This window comes from Pseudomonas guariconensis (assembly GCF_015680235.1).
In the GTDB taxonomy this organism is placed as follows: Bacteria; Pseudomonadota; Gammaproteobacteria; order Pseudomonadales; family Pseudomonadaceae; genus Aquipseudomonas; species Aquipseudomonas guariconensis_A.
Genome location: NZ_JADLJL010000072.1, coordinates 1 through 1,446, shown reverse-complemented (window position 1 = coordinate 1,446; position 1,446 = coordinate 1). Strand labels below are relative to the sequence as shown.

1 protein-coding gene is annotated in these 1,446 nt (G+C 56.1%); it reads left to right on the top strand.

Annotation, left to right across the window (positions count from 1 at the left end; all coding sequences use genetic code 11):
• Positions 1–1,446: immunoglobulin-like domain-containing protein (locus IRZ56_RS22890; protein ID WP_328312110.1), on the top strand; the 1,446-nt coding region annotated here is incomplete at both ends.

Genomic DNA, 1,446 nt, shown 5'->3' with positions numbered 1-1,446 from the left:
GTAGCGCCAGTGGCTCCGTCACCGTTAAAGCACCAGATGATGTGTTCACCGGCGGCCAGCCAACCATTACCAACAAGCTTGAGTCGGTAGAGGGCGGCGAGAAATTCGAGAAGCTCACTTTGGGTGATGGCTCCGTATCTACGGAAATCACCGACGAACCAGGTTCGGGCACTAATAGCGGCAACGAAGGCGACAAGTTCGAAGTTACTATCGTCAGCAAAGGCGACGTGACTGAAGATCAGCAACCGACCTTCACCATCCGGATCAGCGAGAAGCTCGATCACGATGTGACCGTTACGCTGAGCAACAATCAGCAGGTCGTCATCCAAGCTGGCAAAACTGAAGTCGATTATTCGTTGCCGGCTCAAGGCGATGACGTCTTCACCGACCCAGGCAAAGCCGAACTGGGCGTCACCGACGCGACCGTCCAGGGCAAGCAGTTCGAAAATCTGCAGCTGGGCGGCAAGGCGGTCGTCAACATCACCGACACCGTCAGCGAAGTAACCGCCACATTGTCTGTGGATAAATCCACTGTCGCTGAAGGTGGCGAGATCACCTACACCGTCACGCTGAGCAACGGCCAGAAATTGCCAGTAACTGGTCACGGTGGCCTGGTGTTCAAGCTGACCGATGGCACCGAGGTCACTATTCCGGCTGGCAGCGCCAGCGGCTCCATTACTGTCAAAGCACCGGATGATGTATTCACCGGCGGTCAGCCGACCATCACCAACAAGCTTGAGTCGGTAGAAGGCGGCGACAAGTTCGAGAAACTCACCCTCGACGATCAATCCGTTTCGACCAAGATCACCGACGAACCAGGTTCGGGCACTCCTGGCACTGGCAATGAAGGCGACAAGTTCGAAGTCACCATCGTCAGCAAAGGCGATGTGACCGAAGACCAGCAACCGACCTTCACCATCCGGATCAGCGAAAAACTCGATCACGATGTGACCGTTACGCTGAGCAACAATCAGCAGGTCGTCATCCAGGCTGGCAAAACTGAAGTCGACTATTCGCTGCCGGCTCAAGGTGATGATGTATTCAAAGACGCGGGTGAAGTTTCGCTGGGGGTCACCGATGCGGGCGTCGACGGTAAGCAATTCGAGAACCTGCAACTGGGCGACGACGCTACGGTCAAGATTACCGACACCGAGAGCGAAGTCGTCGCGACCCTCTCCGTCGACAAGACCAGCGTCACCGAAGGCGGTGAAATTACTTACACCGTCACGTTGAGCAACGGCCAGAAATTGCCAGTCACTGGTCACGGCGGCCTGGTGTTCAAGCTGACCGATGGCACCGAAGTCACTATTCCGGCAGGCAGCGCCAGTGGCTCCGTCACCGTTAAAGCCCCTGATGATGTGTTCACTGGCGGTCAACCAGAAATCGTCAACAAGCTCGATACCGTTACCGGCAGCGACAACTTCGAGAAATTGACCCTGGACCAAG